Source organism: Kitasatospora sp. NPDC049285, assembly GCF_040678815.1.
Taxonomy (GTDB): Bacteria; Actinomycetota; Actinomycetes; order Streptomycetales; family Streptomycetaceae; genus Kitasatospora.
This window is the reverse complement of sequence record NZ_JBFAQR010000054.1, coordinates 1-16,870: the sequence shown is the minus strand read 5'-3', so window position 1 is coordinate 16,870 and position 16,870 is coordinate 1. Positions and strand designations below refer to the sequence as shown.

At 63.1% G+C, this 16,870-nt stretch carries 19 protein-coding genes and 1 pseudogene; 15 read left to right on the top strand and 5 right to left on the bottom strand.

Annotation, left to right across the window (positions count from 1 at the left end; translation table 11 throughout):
• Entirely contained in the window at positions 1-1,068 is a 1,068-nt protein-coding gene (locus AB0K51_RS27125; protein WP_363459770.1) for a hypothetical protein, read from the bottom strand.
• A gap of 743 nt (positions 1,069-1,811) precedes the next feature.
• Positions 1,812-2,528 (bottom strand): hypothetical protein, encoded by a 717-nt coding sequence (locus AB0K51_RS27120; RefSeq protein WP_363459769.1) that lies wholly within the window; start codon positions 2,526-2,528, stop codon positions 1,812-1,814.
• A 194-nt stretch (positions 2,529-2,722) separates the two neighbouring features.
• On the opposite strand from AB0K51_RS27120, the gene AB0K51_RS27115 reads away from it, so the two are divergent.
• From AB0K51_RS27115 to AB0K51_RS27045, 15 genes are all read left to right on the top strand, one after another.
• Entirely contained in the window at positions 2,723-2,998 is a 276-nt protein-coding gene (locus AB0K51_RS27115; protein WP_363459768.1) for a hypothetical protein, read from the top strand.
• Positions 2,998-3,144 (top strand): hypothetical protein, encoded by a 147-nt coding sequence (locus AB0K51_RS27110; RefSeq protein ID WP_363459767.1) that lies wholly within the window; start codon positions 2,998-3,000, stop codon positions 3,142-3,144. Before AB0K51_RS27115 ends, AB0K51_RS27110 begins: the two co-directional genes overlap by 1 nt.
• Positions 3,145-3,487: 343 nt before the next feature.
• The gene (locus AB0K51_RS27105) at positions 3,488-5,770 is read left to right on the top strand and encodes a hypothetical protein (RefSeq protein ID WP_363459766.1); all 2,283 of its coding nucleotides are present in this window, start codon (positions 3,488-3,490) and stop codon (positions 5,768-5,770) included.
• A gap of 147 nt (positions 5,771-5,917) precedes the next feature.
• Complete coding sequence (locus AB0K51_RS27100; RefSeq protein WP_363459765.1) at positions 5,918-6,772, top strand: replication-relaxation family protein; 855 nt, start codon at positions 5,918-5,920, stop codon at positions 6,770-6,772.
• 19 nt (positions 6,773-6,791) lie between these two features.
• The gene (locus tag AB0K51_RS27095) at positions 6,792-7,664 is read left to right on the top strand and encodes a replication-relaxation family protein (protein ID WP_363459764.1); all 873 of its coding nucleotides are present in this window, start codon (positions 6,792-6,794) and stop codon (positions 7,662-7,664) included.
• A gap of 113 nt (positions 7,665-7,777) precedes the next feature.
• Positions 7,778-8,044: a hypothetical protein gene (locus AB0K51_RS27090; RefSeq protein WP_363459763.1), complete on the top strand. Its 267-nt coding sequence runs from the start codon at positions 7,778-7,780 to the stop codon at positions 8,042-8,044.
• Between the two features lie 121 nt (positions 8,045-8,165).
• The gene (locus AB0K51_RS27085) at positions 8,166-8,747 is read left to right on the top strand and encodes a hypothetical protein (protein WP_363459762.1); all 582 of its coding nucleotides are present in this window, start codon (positions 8,166-8,168) and stop codon (positions 8,745-8,747) included.
• A gap of 191 nt (positions 8,748-8,938) precedes the next feature.
• Positions 8,939-9,523: a hypothetical protein gene (locus AB0K51_RS27080; protein WP_363459761.1), complete on the top strand. Its 585-nt coding sequence runs from the start codon at positions 8,939-8,941 to the stop codon at positions 9,521-9,523.
• Positions 9,524-9,529: 6 nt separating this feature from the next.
• The gene (locus tag AB0K51_RS27075; protein WP_363459760.1) at positions 9,530-9,745 is read left to right on the top strand and encodes a hypothetical protein; all 216 of its coding nucleotides are present in this window, start codon (positions 9,530-9,532) and stop codon (positions 9,743-9,745) included.
• Positions 9,742-9,954 (top strand): hypothetical protein, encoded by a 213-nt coding sequence (locus tag AB0K51_RS27070; protein ID WP_363459759.1) that lies wholly within the window; start codon positions 9,742-9,744, stop codon positions 9,952-9,954. Before AB0K51_RS27075 ends, AB0K51_RS27070 begins: the two co-directional genes overlap by 4 nt.
• Positions 9,954-10,181: a hypothetical protein gene (locus AB0K51_RS27065; RefSeq protein ID WP_363459758.1), complete on the top strand. Its 228-nt coding sequence runs from the start codon at positions 9,954-9,956 to the stop codon at positions 10,179-10,181. Before AB0K51_RS27070 ends, AB0K51_RS27065 begins: the two co-directional genes overlap by 1 nt.
• 78 nt (positions 10,182-10,259) lie before the next feature.
• Positions 10,260-11,243: a DUF932 domain-containing protein gene (locus tag AB0K51_RS27060; RefSeq protein ID WP_363459757.1), complete on the top strand. Its 984-nt coding sequence runs from the start codon at positions 10,260-10,262 to the stop codon at positions 11,241-11,243.
• Positions 11,244-11,309: 66 nt separating this feature from the next.
• Complete coding sequence (locus tag AB0K51_RS27055) at positions 11,310-11,513, top strand: hypothetical protein (RefSeq protein WP_363459756.1); 204 nt, start codon at positions 11,310-11,312, stop codon at positions 11,511-11,513.
• Between the two features lie 111 nt (positions 11,514-11,624).
• Positions 11,625-13,193, top strand: a complete 1,569-nt coding sequence (locus AB0K51_RS27050) for a recombinase family protein (protein WP_363459755.1) — start codon at positions 11,625-11,627, stop codon at positions 13,191-13,193.
• A gap of 165 nt (positions 13,194-13,358) precedes the next feature.
• Complete coding sequence (locus tag AB0K51_RS27045) at positions 13,359-14,696, top strand: hypothetical protein (RefSeq protein WP_363459754.1); 1,338 nt, start codon at positions 13,359-13,361, stop codon at positions 14,694-14,696.
• A 188-nt stretch (positions 14,697-14,884) separates the two neighbouring features.
• Here AB0K51_RS27045 and AB0K51_RS27040 read toward each other — a convergent pair whose 3' ends face one another.
• The 3 genes and pseudogenes from AB0K51_RS27040 to AB0K51_RS27030 form a co-directional block, all read right to left on the bottom strand.
• A complete protein-coding gene (locus AB0K51_RS27040) occupies positions 14,885-15,481 on the bottom strand; it encodes an ATP-binding protein (protein WP_363459753.1) in 597 nt (198 codons plus the stop codon).
• Positions 15,482-15,546: 65 nt separating this feature from the next.
• The gene (locus tag AB0K51_RS27035) at positions 15,547-16,287 is read right to left on the bottom strand and encodes a methyltransferase domain-containing protein (protein WP_363459752.1); all 741 of its coding nucleotides are present in this window, start codon (positions 16,285-16,287) and stop codon (positions 15,547-15,549) included.
• A gap of 75 nt (positions 16,288-16,362) precedes the next feature.
• Positions 16,363-16,870: pseudogene (locus AB0K51_RS27030) on the bottom strand (hypothetical protein); the annotation flags it as partial.

The window sequence follows — 16,870 nt, the reverse complement described above, 5'->3', positions numbered from 1 at the left end:
CTAGCTTTGAATTTCAGGATAAACCCAAAGCCTGTCGTAGATGAGTCGATGCACGGTGCGTAGCGTTAAGTAAAGATAACCGGGCGGGCGGTCCAGAGTCTCCTGAAAAGCCGTAGCAGGCCTGACGACCCGCTCATAGGTAGCTCGCAAGAAACTTTCCAGCGAGTCTGGGTGAAGTCGAGAAAGAACTCGGGACGTTCGATCCGGGAAGGATGAAAAACGGTGGTTTATCGATTGAGAAAACTGGAACACGCCTGATGGGTCCGCGGTGGGCTCGGTTAGCACATATGCATCGCTAGACTCGGCGAGGACACCGAGGAGAAGATGCTGCCCGGCTTCACTGGAGGCAAATTCGTTAAGCCTATCCGTTCTGGCGGGGTAGCTCCAAGCCATGGCCGCTAGGGCTAGATGCGGGCCATTGACCAGCCACTGCTTCTTCTTCAGATGCGGTTGCAGATCCTCGACAAATTCCACCCCATAAGGACTTAAGGCTTGAATGAGAGGATCAGTGAAAGGCGGTTTTTTCTCTATGGTCCACCGGCCGTACTCTTCCGTATGAACTACTAGTTCGCCATTTATTATCGGGTACTTACAGGTACGGTCGACGATGCAACGGAGGAAGTGAACATTCGGCCCAAAGTCGCAACCTTCCAAATTCTTGTAGAGCTGGCCCACTGTGTTCTCGCAAGGGACTATGTAGATCTGTTTGCCAGAGAGGTCTAGGGAAGACCTTTCGGACAGGAGTCGCCCGATCAGATCGGTTTGCGTTTCAAGGGCGCCCTCCCTTAGGGCTGTTGTGAGCAGAATATCGTCGGGATGCATCACAACTGCTCGTATGGCGTCGAGATCAGAGGAGTCGAGGACCCTGGGAACGCTAATTTCTTTCAGGTCGCTGCCGGGGAAGACTTGCCTGTAGTACTTCTGGCGAGACTTCAGCAGTGCGAGCTTGCACTGCGGACCGCCTACCGCTCGCTGCACCAGCGTTACGTCAATCTCAGGGATAGCGGCAGTAGTGCAAACCACAAGCCCTAGGCCCAGACCTCCAGCTCCAAGATGGAGATGCTGCATGTTAAATTCCTTCTCGCTCAGCCAGAACCTGTGGTAGGTTTTGTTACTATTGGAGAAAGAACGACCTGACACTTCGAGATGTTTCTCCAAGGTTCAGGTCGGGCGGCGTATCGAGGACGATACGCCGCATCGGGCCGTTATTCCGGGACGGGAGGCAGGCCGCGAAGCTGATCGGCGTGTGAGCGTGCCCAATCAACGGCATCTTTGCAGGACTGACACTTGCCGCTAAGGTGATTAACAACAAGCTGGCGATCTGCATCCGCCATCGAAGCCCCTATGCCGAATGCCGACAGCCATTGTGGTGACGGGTGCTCCTCGCGTGACTCCGAAACGACGAAAAACTTTGCCCTGACTTCTTCTGCGGATAGAGGAAGCTGATCGGTGAACTGCGCACGATGAGCTGATCTGCGGTGCCAGAGCCTCCTGCCTATAGTTTCTGGCAGAAGATTACGTCGTGGCCCATCCGGAGATTGCGACATTTGCATCACCTTGGCCAGGTAGTGTGTCGTGAGGTGCCGCGCAAACCGGCACAGTCGATGTGAATATTTTGCGGTGATCTTTCTCAAGGTACCTCCCACTCTTGACGGCCCGCAAAATGATCATCGCATGCGCATTGCGTAGCCTGTCAAGTACCCTCTGTAGTATTGGGCGCTCAGTTCTTCGTGGATGTCGAACTTTGCCAGTCGATCATGAATGCGATCAATGGGCAGGCGGGTAAGGGACCGGTGAGAATCGTCTGCCCTTTAGATGTTCCGCCGACACCAACTGCGGATGTAGCAGGAGTGTTCGCCACACCAGCGATAGATCACCTGGGCGTTCATGCGCAGGGAGGGGTTGTGCTCGCTGCGGGCCTGGATCAAGGGGCCGAGCACCTGCACCAGCTTGTTGACCGTGTTGAGCGGTAAGCCGGCTGCGGAGGCCAAGGACTCGGCATCTGTGGCGCGGCCGGCCGCGATGGCCCCGGCGATCCGGGCAGCGGTGGCTCCGCCACGAGGCCGGCTGAAGTACGCGTAGATCGACCAGGGGTTGGTCTTGAACTGATGGGCCGCGTTCGCCGCCGGTAGAGGGTGCCGATAGGCGGCAGCTTGAACGCACCGGATGAGCGGCCCGGTGCCGTCGGCCTTCTGGACGATGGCCACGACCTCGGGCTGAAGAATGGCTTCTTGGAAGTGCTCCTGCTCGGTGGTATGGCCCTGAGCAGCGAAGATAACCGGGCCAGTACGGTCGCAGACCCGGAGCAGGGATAAGACGTCGAGGCCGTCGAAGTCGTGCTCGACCCGGTAGTCGTTCCACGTCAGGTCGATCACGATGACGTCGAAGCGGACCTGGTGCTCGACGGCCTTCCGGATCTCGGCTTCGCTGGTGGCCACCACTACGGTGGCACCGGGGATCTGCTGTTCCAGGATCGGCACGACGATCCGGCCCAGGGCTGAGGCGATGAGCACGCGCAGACCCTCCACGGCAAGATGTTGCGGTTAGTCCGGCTTCGCCGCAACATGTGCCCTCCGCTGTGACTGGCCCGGCTGGGCTCGGCACCGTAGCGAAGCAACTGGCAGAGGTTGTACTTCAAGAGCTCTGAAGAGGGCGTGAGCCTGGTGGTGTCTTCAGTTGACGGCTCCTTGGCCGTCACGCAGCACCAGTAGGGGACATCGCCATGCCTGCTCAGCCCAACCCGACTGCCACCGATCTGGCCGGCCTCAAGTCCACCATCGCCGCCTACGACGCTCTACGGGAATCCGCTCACGCCGATGCTTCGGCCGTCATCACGGCCAGCTCGCGCCTGCGGGCCTTCATCGTCACCAAGCAGATGCTCTCGACCGAGGCCAGTGAGCTGCTGGAAGCGGCGTACAGCGAGGTGACCGAGGTCCTGGCCATCGCCTACGCGCTGGCTGGAACCCTGGCCGACTTCACGCCCGAGCAGCCGTCGTGATGCCCGACCGCGGCACGCTGCTGCGGGTGGTCGCCCTGGCGGTGGGCGTCATCATCGCCGGCCAGCTGCTCCAGCACTTCATCGGCTACCTCGTGCTGGGGCTGGTGGTCTGGGCGATCATCAGCCGACTCATCCGCCGACCATAGCGAAGTGTTCGGGTATTTGGCCCGAACAAAGTGGTGTCGCACCTTCTGCCCGCGGGCCGCAAAATGACCGATCGCAGTGCTGAATAGCCCGCCGAAACGGCATCCCCCAACAGATAGAAAAGGCTTGGCTAAGCCTTAAGGCTATTGACAAATGGGGCAATTTCATGCTAATATTTAACTGTGGGTTGAGCGAGCAGTCATCAATCTACACAACCGCCACAAAGTTCGCCTCGGCGGATTTTTGTGGCTCTGGGGGGTATGTGCCAGGTGAGACGTTGCAGAATTGCAGCGTCTCGGGCTCCGGTGCCACTCATGAACGCTCTTCTTATGCTGGAGGGCGTCCATGAGCGACACAACCTCGCTGGTCGCCAGCGCTGCGCTTTTTAGCGCCACTACCGCATTCATCCTGATTCTGCGCCTGCGCGATCAACAAGCCCGAGACGCTGGCCGGTTGACCTACCGGCTCGAATTCCCGCGTGACCTGTCTATCCAGCAGGTCACTGCCTTTCTGCACGCCTTGACGCGGTTGCGCCCGGAGCGAGGCTGGCTGTTCGGCCGCGACTCCGCCGTGTTCGAGACGGTGGGCCTCGTCGGCCGCATCGAGTACCGGCTGCGGCTGCCCGAGCACCAGGCCGACGTGCTGCTGCGCCAGCTGCGCGGCATCGTGTCGGGTCTGCGCACCACCGAGCTGGTGGCCCCGGCGTTGCCGGAGGCCCGTTGGCTGCGGCGCATTCACCTCACCACGACGGCCCGCCCCCTGCGGACGGACGCGGCTGAGGTGTTCGCCACCAGCCTGCTCAGCACCTTCCAACCGATCGGCCGGGGCGAGACGCTGCTGTACCAGCTCGTCGTTGCTCCCGTGCGGACGCCAGCGAAGCCGTTGGCCCACCACCGGGCTGAAGGGGAACTGCTACCACCGTGGCTGCAAGAGGTGGCGCGGCTGTTCACGGCCGCCCCACCGCCCAAGCCGAACAGGCAGGTGTTGGCCGACTTCGCCGCCAAGACCGCCGAGCCCTGGTTCGCCGTCGTCGGTACGGCTGGAGCCACTGCGCCGAACCAAGCCCGGGCCCACTTCCTGGTCGGCCGGCTCATGGCCACCCTGCACCAGCTTGACCAGAATGGCGCGGCGTTGGTGCCGCGCTGGTTGCCCCGGCGCGCGGCCAAGCTGCTGGCCAACGCCACTACCGGCTGGCCGGCGGCACCGATGCACGTCAACGCTCGCGAAGTCGCCACCATGATCGGCTGGCCGTTGGCCGGCCCCACCGTGCCGGGCTTGAGCCTGCGGGGTGGTCGAGTCTTTCCGCCGAGCCGCCAGCTGACCTCGCAGGGCCGAGTGCTGGGCACCGCCGTCTACGATGGCATGCAGCGACCCATCGCGGTCACCGCCACCGACGGGCTGATGCACCAGCTCGTTACCGGACCAACTGGTTCCGGTAAGAGCACGCTGCTGCTGGGCCAGCTGACCCAGGACATCCAGGCCGGCCGCGGCGTCATCCTGCTCGACCCCGGTGGTGATCTGGCGCGCGACGTAGCCGACCGCATCCCCGAGCACCGGGTTCACGACCTGATCTACCTCGACGCGGCCGACGACCGGCCGGTGGGCGTCAACCCACTGGCCTGTGCCAAGGAAGATGCTGAGCTGGTGGCCGACCAGGTGCTGGAGCTGATCCGGGCCAACGCCGACAGCTGGGGACCGCGGCTGGAGGAAGTCCTCAAGTCGGCCTTGGTGCTGCTGGCCGCCACGCCCGGCATGACGCTAGTCGAGCTGCAGCCGGTGCTGACCAACGACGCCTTCCGTGCCTCGCTGCTGGCCCGCCTCGATCCTGCCTTCGCTCCGACCGTAGGAGCGTTCTTTTCCCGCTTCAACGCGTGGAGCGAAGGCGAACGAGGCCAAGCGGTGTCAGCGGTCATCAACAAGGTGTCACCCCTGACCGATCGCCGCCAGCTGCGGGCCATGCTCGGCCAAGCGCGGCCGGCCTGGACCATGCAGCAGGTCATTGACCAGGGCAAGATCCTGCTCGTGGCCTTGCCTTCGGGGTTGGCCGGCTCGTACGCCGTGGACCTGCTCGGTGGGCTGCTGGTCGGGATGGTCTGGAACACGGCCATGCGCCGGGCAGCCGTCAGCCGTGAGCAGCGCCGGCCGACGTTCCTCTACATCGATGAAGCTGCGCGCTTCCTGCGCAGTGGGGCTGACCTGTCCGACATGTTGGCTCGGGCCCGTGGACACTTCCTCGGCATCGTGGCTGCCCTCCAGCACATCACCCAGGTGCCGCCGCACCTACGAGCCGCCTTGTTGAGCGAGGCCCGCACCAAGGTGGTGCTCCAGCCTGGGGCGGACGACGCCACTACGCTGGCCCGGTCGCTTGGGCCGCTGGTGAAGCCCGAGGACCTGCTGACGCTGGAGCCGCGCACCGCCGTGGCGGCCGTCGTGACGAACGGCCAGGTGAGCGAGCCGGTGACCATCGCCACCAGCGCTCCGCCGCCGACCACGGGTTTCGGCCAGCAGGCCCGCGCCTACTCGAGGCAGGCCTTCGGACGTGACCGTGCCGAAGTTGAGCAGGAGATCGCTGAACGCCGGCAAGCCCGTCCGGCCAGTGGTGCCGAGAGCCCTCGCGGCAGCGGGTAGAGCGAGGCGGCGGGTGTTCGAAACCCTGCCAAAAGCCCGCCTGGCCTCATCGGCCGTCATACCTGGTCAGAGCCCTGATCCCAGACCTTAAGCGAGCCGACTATCTCCCTCTCGCTTCATCATCTTTAGCTCACTGGAGAACTCCTTATGTCCCAAGCGCCCAAGCCGTCGGTCCGTCGCATCACTGCCTCACGCCTCGCCGTGCTGGCCGACAGCCTCACGTCTGGGGAGCTGGCCGTGTTGCGGGTGCTGGGCACCGTGCACCTGGCCACCGCGGCGCAAGTCGCCCGGGTCGCCTTCGCTGACTACCAGCCGACGACTGCTCGTCCCCTGGCTCACCGGAACCTGCGACGACTGATCGACTGCGGACTGGTGCGGCGCTACCGCGATCTGTCCCGCCAGCGCTGGCCGGGCAAGCCGGGCTACGTGCACGTGCTGACGCCCGTCGGCACCAAGCTGATCGGCGCGACCAACGTGCCCGGGGCCGGCAAGCGCCGCGACTGGCGACCAGCCGATGCCTTCCTGACCCACCGGCTGGCCATCACCGAGCTGTACGTCCGCTTGGCCGAGCGGGCACGGGACGGCACCTCGGAAGTGATCGAGTTCCAGGCCGAGACGGCCGCCTGGCGGGTGTATCGCAACCCCATGACCTACGGGCAGGAGTACTGCCGCCCCGACGCACTGGTCAGACTCCGCGTCGAAGACCAGCCGCGACTGAACTGGTTCGTTGAGATCGACCGCGCCACCGAGCCACCGAAGCGGTTGGACGAGAAGTGCCGCGTGTACCGGGCGTACGAGTTGACCGGGGTGGAGCAGGAACGACACCGCGTCTTCCCTGGCGTCATGTTCATCGTCCCTGATGAAGCCCGAGCCGCCGTCATCCGCCACGTGGTCACTCAGCAGCCAGCCGATGCCCAAGGGCTGTTTGTCGTCACCACCGAGGCGGCGGCCGTCGAGGCGCTGCACCAGCCCCTTCCCGCTGCCACTACGAGCAACACCTAAACAAGGACGCACCGTACTAATGCTGAACTTCGTCAAGCGAAATTACGATATTGAGGCTCATGCCGATCGCCTACTTCAGCGCTCGGTCAGCCGGGAAGTCGCCACCCGCTACCTCCTGGTGCCGTATCGAGCCACAGCCACTGGGCTCCTGGAGGACGAAAAGAGCGCACTGGTGATGCTCGCGACTGTCCATGCCGCCACCGTGGCGCAGTTAGGTCGCTACGTGTTTCCCGCTGAGGCCGACGTCGCCAAGCGCACCCGTAAGGCCAGCCTCTGTGCCAAGCGGCTGGAACAGCTCCATCTCATAAAGCGCGAAAAACGACCTTTGGTCATGGGCTATGTCCTTATCCCTACCGAGGTCGGCCGCTGGCTCAGTGGCGTTGCTGCCGATACACGGGTTGCCTTGTCGCCGACCGCCGCGCCGTACGGGACGGCCTTACGGCATCGGTTAGCCGTGACCGAGCTGTTTGTACGGCTCGCTGATAACGCCCGCCGAGGAGGAGTCAGCCCGCTGCGCTTTCAGGCTTATCCCGATGCTTGGCGGAAGTATCACGGCCTTGACCGAGAGGACGTAGAAGACGAAATTCTGGTCAAGCCAGACGCGATGTTCTCGGTGGCCAGAGGGGGTGCGGAACAACCTTGGCTCGTAGCTGCGTATCACAACGATGAGAAAGGCGGCCGGATTTCAACGGCATGTGCTAACTTCTATCAATATGCCTGCTTCTGCCAGCAGCGCCTGGATAGCCGGCTGCCCCGCATTCTGCTGCTTGCCCCGACGGCCGATGAGGTCGCCCGTATCCAGGCCGTGGTCGGCAACCGGCCAGAGCGAATAAGAAATTTGTTCACAGTGGCCACGCCAGCCGACGCCATTTCGCTCCTCGGCTTCACGTAGCTCGATTCCACAATATATGCAACCAGAAGGGGGCTGGTTCCTGCTTGTGCCATACAAGCTCACGTCCGGTCACGCCAACCTAACTGCCACATGTGGCATGGAGACGACCCCCGATGAGAACATACTACGCACCTGCCTATTACTACGGCGAGCAGTCATACTGCGCCGATTGCATAAGGGAATTATTCACCCCCAACGACATTGACCTCTTCGGCACACAATGGCCCAGCGCCGAGCAATGCCTCGATCACGAAGCGAAGCGGTTGGATATCAACCGCCTCGATGAGAACAGCTTCAGCACATACCGCTTTCCGAAGGTGATGCCTGAGTGGGAGCGCACGGACAACGAGCGCTGCTACCGCTGCCAGGCCCGCTTGTAGCGGCCGTCCACCCCGACTGGCCATCGCGATGGCCAGTTCGGCGGGCGTCTGCCCGGGGCCACTGAGTGCTGAGCCCGTCTCCGAATCAGCGCTTGCACCTTGCAACGAAGTGGAGTCAGCCATGTCCGAGCTGACCGTCCAAACCCTGCGCGAGATTGCACCCGAAGGGCTGGCGGGGCTGTTGCCGGCTGCTGTCCAGATCGACGGACGAGCTGGTGTCATCCTGCGCCAGCTCGGCGATCACCGCGTTGAGCTGTACCACGCCGCCCAGATCGTCCAGGTTGCCGTAGCCGCTCTCGACTTCGAGCCCATCACCGACCCGGCCGCCCAAGCCGCCGCGCTGGCTGAGGCCGTCGAGGCCTTGACCATCTGCCGGCGGGTGGCCTTCGAGGCTCACGCCGAGCAGCGCCAGGCCCACACTGAGCAACTCGCCGCGATCCGGCAGTACGCCATCGCCGCCCGGGAGCAGGGCGTCATCGACCAGCAGGGACTGGACGCCTTCCTGGAGGAGTTCGGGTTCGAGCCGTACGGCTGCCGTACCAAGGTCACCTACACCATCTCCGGCAGCTACGAGGTCAACAGCAGCCCGTTGGCCGCGATCCGCGAAGCCGAAGCGCACCTCGGCCCCGACCTGATGGGCGTGCTCGATGTCGCCGATCAGGAGGTGGACTTCGTGCTCAACGTCGCCACCGAGGAGCTGTAGTGGCTGCCCCACACCAACCGGAGCCCGTGCCCGCCAGCACGGGCTCCACCTTCCTTCACCACATCGAACGTCCACCTGGCCCGCCGAGCAGCACCCTCGGCCGTCCGGGCGGGCGTTTGCCCGGGGCCACGAGTGCTGGGCCTCAAACCGGAATCAGCACTTGCACTTTCATGTATGAAGGAGCGTCAGCCATGTCTGAGCTGACCGTTGAAATACTGCGCGAGATCGCGCCGCGGGACCTGGCAGCCATGCTGCCCGCCGTCGTCCAGATGGGCGACCAGACCGGCGTCATCCTGCGCCTGCTCGACCCGGCCACTGGCCTGGTCGAGCTGTTCCAGGCCGGCCGTGTCACCACTACCGCCACCACCTCGCTGGGAGCCGACTTCGTCACCGACCACGCTGTCCAGGCTGAACAGCTGCACGGCGCGCTGAAGCTGGTGCAGGAGACCGCCCTGCAGAAGATCGTCGAACAGGACCGAGCGCACGAGGTTCAGCTGGAGGAGATCCGCGAGTACGCGATCGAGCGGCACGAGGAGGGGCTGATCTGCCGCGGCGGGCTGGACGAATTCCTGGCCGCCTTCGACTTCGCGCCCTACAGCACCAGAGTCAAGGTCGAGTACACGATCTCCGGCTCCTACGAGGTCGACAACAGCAGCATCGACGCTGCCGAGGACGACGCTCAGCACTACCTGACGCCGGACCTGTCCGAGCTGGACAACGTCGATACCGACTCCTCCTCGTATGACGTGCACATCAGCACGGTGACCGAGCTGTAGGCCGTCATGGACCTGCTGCTGCGTATCACCTTCGCCTCCGGCTGTAAGGAGGTGGACCAGGAGCTCGCCCGCCGCTGGCTGGCCGAGCAGATCCGGTTCTTCACCGGTCTGGCTGTGGCCGGCTACGCCGATGCCGTCCACCCGGCCAGCACCTTCGAGGTTGCTGCGCTCGAGTACGTCGACGTCGAGCAGCCCACCGGCGGAACGGAGTGGTCACCGTGATCATGATTGAGGCGGCCCGAGTTGCGGTGGAGGCGTACGTTGACCAGTTTCCGGATGGGGACTGGGAGCACATCGAATCCATCGAGACCCAGATCAGCGACCTGCTCGCCGACCTGTACCACCTGGCCGTGGCCGAAGGCCTCGACTACGAGGTGCTGGTCGACCGGGCGCTGCTCAACTTCACCGCTGAGCAGGCCGGCGAACCGTGATGAGCACCTACACGGTGACCGTCGCGGGCGTCGAACGCTACGACGGCGAGAAGCCGTACACCTACGTCCTCGACTACTGCTGCGCCCTCGACGCCGTCCTCCACGTGCTGGCGCGTCACCGCTGGGAGAACGAGGACACCGACGTGGTGCCCGTAGAAGTGCTCATCGGCGAGCCCAGCCCCAACTGCGGCTACGGCTGGAACGACCTGCGCGGTCGTCTGCGGTAGCCCCTCCTTCAACCAACCGGCAGCTCATCAACCCCAGGTGGGCTGCCTTTCTCATGCTCAAGATCAAGGAAAGCAACCATGCCTGCCAACGTTGACTCGATGTTCTCGGTCCGGGAGATGCCCTGGCACCGCGAAGGCCTGGTCCTCGATCAGCACCCCACCACCTGGGAGGAGGCTCGGCAGCTTGCCGGCCTCACCTGGAACCCCACCACCGAGCCGGTGTTCGAGCTGGTCGGGGTAGATGAGCACGGCCAGTCGCTGTACCAACCTGTTGAGGGCTGGCAGCGCATCGTGCGGTCCGACACCCACGCCACGCTGTGGATCAACCGGGAAAGCTACACGGTCATCGACCACCAGGAGATGGGCGAGATCGTAGAAGCCGTCCTGGCCCAACCCAACGTGAAGTGGGAAACGGCCGGCGCGCTGGACGGTGGCCGCTCGGTCTGGTGCCTGGCGCTGCTGGACGAACCGATCCAGCTGCCCGGCGATGACTCGCTGACCCTGCCGTACCTCGGCATCACCAACCGACACGGTCAACCCGGCGGTTGCAACCTGCGCGCCACGGCGGTGCGCATCGTCTGCGCCAACACCTTCCGCGCGGCCGAGCTGGAGGGTGAGCGTACCGGCACCACCTTCTCGTTCGTCCACAAGCGCCGCTGGCGCGACCGGCTCGAAGAAGCCCGCCGAGCCGTCACCGGGGCCAGGCGAGAACTGAAGGCGTACGAGGAACTGGCCACTGAGCTGCTGGGCATCCGCGTCACCCCCAAGCAGCGCGAGCTGTTCGTCCGGGAGTTCATCCCCATGCCGCCCGAGGGGCTGGTGACTGACCGAGTCGCCAGAAACGTCGAGGAGGCCCGTAAGGCCGTTCGGGACATTCTGGCGTCTCCGACTACCGCTCCGATTTCGGAAAGCGCCTACGGCCTCGTACAGGCCGCTGGCGAGTACCTGGACCACGTACGGCGGTGCCACAGCTGGGAAACCAAGCTCAACCGGACGCTCATCAAGCCCGAGCCGCTGAAGGCTCAGGCGCTGAAGCTCGCGCGAGAAGTCGTCCGGGCGTAACACATCAACTGCCCGGCCCAGTTATCTGGTCCGGGCAGGTTTCTTTATTTATCAAGGAGGTTCCACATGCCCAACCTTTCTCGGAGTCATGCTCAATCACTGGACGAACTCCGGTCTATCCTGCGCGACGAGTACGGTCGGCGCTTCAGCTCGAAGGAAGTCGCTGAGGTCGCCGACTGGCTCACTCGCTTTTATACCGCCCTCACCAAGCTGGCCGTGCAGCGTCGAGTGGCTGAGCATGAAGCCGCGAAGCGTCGTGCTAATGCTTGACTCCCCATGGGAATGTCGCATAATGCGCGCACGGGGAACTTTCAGTAACTATCCGGCAATGCCGGAGAAGGAGGTTCTACGAGTAGCAACTTAACACAAGTCGTCATCCTGGTGAGGGTGTCGAGCAAAGAACAAGAGCAAGAAGGGTACTCACTCGAAGCGCAGGAGCGTTACCTGCGCGACTACTGCGAGCGAGCCGGCTTGAAGGTCGTCAAAGTCTTCTTCATCTCGGAAAGCGCATCCAAAGCGGTGCAGCGCAAGACGTTTAACGAGGCTATGGCCTACTTGAAGAAGCAGAACATCCTCCACTTTGTGTGTGAGAAGGTCGACCGCCTGTTGCGCAACCTGACGGACGCCGTCATGGTCGAAGCGTGGCTGGAGACGGACGAGCGCCGTCGGCTGCATTGCCCTAAGAACTCGCTCGTACTCCACAAGAACTCGTCCTCGCAGGACAAGTTCGTCTGGGGTATGCATGTTGTGGTCGCTAAGAATTACACCGACAACTTGAGCGAGGAAGTCCGCAAAGGGCAGACAGAGAAGCTGCGCCAAGGCTGGCTGCCAGCGCCGCCACCACCCGGATACGAAACCGTGCTGGATGGGGGTCGGAAGCTTCATCGGCCGATGGCAAAGATGACGCCGCTTATCGTGGAGATGTTCAAGCTGGCAGCGACCAAGCACTTCACCATAACGTCGTTAGCCGATGAGATGACCCGGCGCGGCCTGCTGATCGACGGCAAGCCGCTGAAGCGCGACCGGGTCTTCCGGATGCTGCACAACCCGTACTACATCGGCGTGATCCGGTGGAACGGCAAGCAGTACCCCGGCAGCCACGACCCGATGATCGCGGTGGAGTTGTTCGAGAAGGTGCAGCGGGCGTTGTCGCGCAGCAGCCACGAGATCCAGCGGTACCGGACACATCACCCGCTGTTCCAGGGCCTGGTGACCTGCTCGGCCTGCCAGGGCTTGCTTGTCTGGGAGAACCAGAAAGGCTCCTGGTACGGCAAGTGCCCGAAGCCGCGGGCGTGCAGCCGGCGACGCTTCGTCCGGCAAGAGCTGGTCGAGCGGCAGGTGGTCAGCGCGATGAGCGGGCTCCGGGCTCCACGGCCACGTCTGGCCGCATGGCTCAAGGCAGAGATCGAGGCCGGCCTACGAGCGCAGCTGTCGCTCCAGGAGGTCGCCCAGGAAGGGCTGAAGCAAGAAGTCGAGCGAATCAAGGCCAAGCTGACCGTCCTGTACGACGACCGGCTGGATGGCCGCATCAGTGCAGGTGACTACGACGTGAAGGCCGTATCGCTACATGCCCAGCAAGCTGATATCTCAAGGCAGTTGAGGGCGATGGAGGCCGACGACACGTCGTACCTCGACAAGGCATTCAGCTTCGTGGAGATGACCCAGCAGGCGGCCGACGAGTTCCGGCAGTCGCAAGACAACGACCGGAAGCGGGAGCTCATGGGTGAGTTGTTCGACAGGCTCACCCTCGACGGTGAGCAGCTTGAACCGACGTACAACCAGCGTGCGAGGTGGCTGCTGGCCGAGGTCCTGCCGCTGGACGGGCCCAATAGCGATAAATTCGAACCTGGCAATTTAGGCTGTACAGAAACGAAAAAAGCCCCTACTGGGACTCTTCGTTTCTCTTGGCGGGCAGCTGCGAATACTATTCGAGCACTGTTCGACCAGTGACGTCAATAGCTAATTAGCCTTTGATGCTTCGCATCTTTCCACGTTTCCCCGTGTGGAGTAGATGCGGCGCATAGCTGCCGAGCTGGCGGCCCTTAAGGTCGCCAGCTCTCAAGATATATGAACATCGAGCCCCTTTCAATAGCCAGGCGGTTGGGCAGATTGGCGATGAGCGAGCAAGTTGGTCGGCTCCGCAGCTTCGATGTCTCGGGTGATCAACTTCCTGGATCTCGTGCGGCAGGCTCTTTTGCGGGTGTATCTTCACCTGGGCGGGTGACCAGTGCTTTGAGTCTGGGGGTAGATGTGCTCAACCTTGCGCAATCCAGGAAGTCATTCCATGAGGTCCGGAGGCTGCCTGACCAGAATATCTGGAAGACGCTCTTTCAGTCGCAGGGCAACACGGAGCTGCTCAAGAACCCTCGGTTCGCCGAGTATCTGGAGACCGTGCCTGAACGGTCAAATTGCCCGGAAATTGCTGCCGTGGCCGAGGATCTCATCAACCTGCTCCCAGGGCCGTGGAAGGCGCGCGTTCGGAATATCTACGTAGGTAGAAATCTATTCGGTGCTGCCAACGCTGAAGCATGGCGATCGGGCGAGGTGGGCGTAGTTGAAATGAACTATGGCATCACGGCCGCCGCAATGATTTATGCGGTCCTGTACAGCAAGTACTTCGCCATGATCGAGACTCTCGGCTCAAAGATCGACTGGGACGACCAGGATGACGAGGATAATGAGATTTTGCTGATGATCCTTGAGGAGGTCGAGCGCGGCGGTTTCGAGCCCATCCTTGTGGCGGAACAGTCTAGAGCCAGCTGGCTTCGGCAGGGATCAATTCGCGCTGCCCATCCGCTCTTGCGAGAGCTTCCAGCAGGCCGCAGCCAAGAAAGTTACGCCAAGGCTGTCGTGTCCATCGAAGAGTTTGTGATTGCGCATGAGTTTGCCCATCACCTTCTCGGTCACACAGATGATGGATATCGACAAGCTGCCCATATCAACAAGGCCTTAGATGACGCCTTGAAGCAGTATAGTGCTCCGATGGGCAGTGAGGAGCTGAATGCGGCTCAGGTCGATGAGTTGCGAGCGGATGCTCTGGCGGTGCTTATCATTACTGGCGAGCTTGCTGGGGTGCGATCAAGGGAGCGAACCTACCGCGCCACCATCGGCTCGATTATCGGCCTCACTGCACTGGCGCATATCAATGACTCCTGGATAGCTGGCAGCGGTTCTCAAGAGACTCATCCCGACTTCTTGACTCGCTACGAAGCGATAGTTCAGATCATCCGAGCCATGAATCGGGATACCGAATTTGGCGCCATCGGCGATCACCCGCTGGGGCTGCTTGGCCAGCTTTCTGGGTGGGTCTCCATGGTATTGGATACGTGGCTTTCGCGGCACAAGGTTGAAGGTCATACACCCATTAACGCTCTTAGGCTTGCTCATTGGGTTTTTGAGCGGTCGGAGCAACTGTACGCGGAGTTGCGGGAGCGCGGAATAACACCGAAATAGGTGTGGAGCCGGGCGGATGGCATAAGGGTCGCAGAGCTGGCCCCACAGGAGCGGGTCGGCTTAGCCGGATGCATGGCCCTAATGGGCCGCAATGCCTCGTGCATCTGCAACCTAAGAACCCCCGCAGCGACAGCTTCGGGGGCTCTTCTTTGCTCCTCGGGCTGAATCAGATCAGTTGCGCGACGGCCTTACAGTTCCCGCAGCCCGACCAGTACTCGGCCCATAAGGAGTGGGTCGTCAAGCCGTAGCTGCTCGTTGGTGAGGGGCTGGAGTGGCTTGGCTCGACCCGCGCGGTTCGACACTGGCCGTGGAACGGCTGTCGAGGGCTCAGCCGGTGGCTCCTGCGTGCTGGGCGTCAGCTCGGCCCAGACCACCTTGCCGCCGCTCGGCGGGTAGTAGAAGCCCCACTGGCTGCTCATCTCTTCGACCAAGAAGATGCCGCGCCCGCTCTGGGCATCTTCGCTGACGTGCTGAAGCACCGGCGGGCGTGGGTCACGGTCGGCGACCTGCACCAGGATGGCCTGTCCATTCAGATGAAGGTCCAGCCCGAAGGCGTGCACTTTCGAGAGCTCGGCTGAGGTCAGCCGCTCCGGCTGCTTCGAGCCGGGGTGTTGAACCGCGTTGGTGGCCAGCTCCGACACGACCACCAGCACCTTGTCGGTCAGGTCGGGCGGCATCCGCCAGCGGGTCAGCATGTCGCGAGTGTGGCGCCTGGCCCAGCCGACGGCGTTGGGGGTGTCGGCCAGCAACAGGTAGCTTCGGGGCGCAGTGGGGACTTGCGGCATTGCAGACGCCTCCCGGCGAGGCGGTGGCCCGGTGCGCCCAGACCACCGCGCTGGTTGGGGCGGAGCTACTTCGTGGCGATGACGTAGATGCTGGCCCACTCGCGCTTCGGGTTGGCCAGGGTGGGGTCGAAGGGCCAGCGCTTCACGGTGGTGAAGCCGGCCTCGGTGAACAGTTGGGCCAGCTTCTCGAAGTCGTACGCCCACAGGTGCGGGGTGTAGCTAGGGTCGTCGTCCTGGTCGCGGAAGACGTAGTTGATGAGGTCGAGGAAGGTGTTGATGTCCCCAACGCAGCTGCGCTTGGAGTACCAGCGGTCGATCATCTCGGTGGCCCCGGCCGGGGCAGCCGGGTAGCGGTTGAGCACGTAGGCGGCGTCCGGCATACCGGTGATGATCTGGCCACCGCTGCCAAGCACACGGAAGGCCTCGCGGGCGAAGCCCTTGGCCGACCGCGGGTAGTCGAGGTGTTCCAGGATGTGCTCGTTGAACAGCAGCTCGACGCTGTTGTCCTTCAACGGGAGGCCTTCACGTACATCCCAGAGCAGGTCGGCCGGTGGCACCAAGTCGATGTTGAAGAAGCCGTCGATCTGGTGGTTGCCGCCGCCGATCTGCACCTTGGTCGGCTGCTCGTCCAAGCCGTTCGGGTAGGCCCGCTGGCTGGCCCGGTGGTAGCGGCTGAGCTCGACTTCCTTGAGGGCAGCTCGCAACGTGCGCGTCAGACCATGGCCCAGGGCGGGGTCGGCCAGCAGCGCGGTCATCTGCTCGCCGAGCAGGTCAATGGACGATATGCCGGAAATGTTCCGCGGCATGGCAAACGTCTCCCATCTGGCAGGTGATGGCGATGGCGGGCGTCGAGCCGCAGGAGCGCGGCGGCGCGAAGTGGGTCAGGCCGCAGTGGCGGCGGACCACTGGTTGTTGCGCATCAGAGTGGCGCGGAGATCAACCAGGCGGGGAGCAACGGTGAGGTCCAGTTGCTCGGTCGGGTGGAGGTGGCCGGCCTCGTCGGCTTCAGCACGCCAGACCCGGTACTCGAGGTCCGGATAGGCCGGGTTGATGCCGATCTCGCCCTTGGGGATGGTGCCGTTGAACGGCACGGGGATGTCGAGGTGGTTCCAGTAGTTCCAGGCCTGGAGCGCCTTGACCTGGTCGAAGTAGAAGTAGAAGTCCGGTGAACGGCCGAAGGTGCGAAGCTCGCGGTGGATGAGGTGGCCGAGCAGGGGACCGAGCTGGCTGCTGAGGCTGTCGAACTCCCACTTGGTGTGACGCCAGCGGTCCGGCACCTGGCCCGGGGTGAAGAGGCGGGCGGCTACCAGATGGCTGATGCGGTCGGTGAGGTAGGCCGCCGCCGCGTTCGGGTCGAGCGTACGGTCGACGTTCTGCAGCATGTCGGCA